The organism is Peribacillus sp. SIMBA_075, from assembly GCF_046534585.1.
This window is the reverse complement of sequence record NZ_JAWRYN010000654.1, coordinates 1-270: the sequence shown is the minus strand read 5'-3', so window position 1 is coordinate 270 and position 270 is coordinate 1. Positions and strand designations below refer to the sequence as shown.

The 270-nt window shown below is 64.4% G+C and carries 1 protein-coding gene; it reads left to right on the top strand.

The features are described 5' to 3' along the window. The coding region (locus SB775_RS29795) for a hypothetical protein (RefSeq protein ID WP_410864849.1) at window positions 1–270 on the top strand (270 nt) is incomplete at both ends.

The window sequence follows — 270 nt, the reverse complement described above, 5'->3', positions numbered from 1 at the left end:
AAGACATGAACCAGAAGAAGCACAAGGATCCGGCGCACTTCCCGGTGATGGATGGCGCTCAGCCGGCGCCTCGCGAGGATCAGATCGCGGGCATCGTCCAGCGGGTCTGGGCCGACTCCCGCGTCTACCACCAGGACGTGGAGGTTCTGCTCCGCGAATGGCTGACCACCGACCAGTGCGTCGTGACCGAAGCCGAGTTCGCGATGTTGCTCGACAAGGCTCGAGGCGAGTTCGATCGCATCGCTGCTCCGGACGAGTCAGGCGCTGCTG